Annotated in this window: 1 protein-coding gene; it reads left to right on the forward strand. The window is 65.5% G+C overall.

The features are described 5' to 3' along the window. Positions 1 to 298, forward strand: a 298-nt coding sequence (locus AF337_RS03920) for a LysR substrate-binding domain-containing protein (protein ID WP_244471176.1), incomplete at its 5' end; no start/stop codon positions are given. Positions 299 to 307 lie beyond the last annotated feature (9 nt).

Here is a 307-nt window from a genome sequence, read left to right on the forward strand (position 1 = left end):
CGTCAGGATCTCGCCGCGGCTGACCGCGTGCAGCGGCGTCGCCATTCACAGGGCGGCCCTTGCCGGCGCAGGACTGGCGGTGCTCTCCCACATCGTCGCCGTGCCGGATATCGTCGCCGGTCGGCTGATCCCTGTCATGAACGACTTTCAACCGACCCGGCTGCCGATCTATGTCGTCTATCCCTCACGAAGAAACATACCGTTGCGCGTCAAAGCGGTTCTGGACTTTCTGACCGATGCCATCGGGCAGGACCCGTCAATGTGCGCGAGCAGCGCGGGCCGGCGGTGGGAGGGATGACTGTCGGCC

This window comes from Rhizobium ecuadorense, assembly GCF_001187535.1.
Taxonomy (GTDB): domain Bacteria; phylum Pseudomonadota; class Alphaproteobacteria; order Rhizobiales; family Rhizobiaceae; genus Rhizobium; species Rhizobium ecuadorense.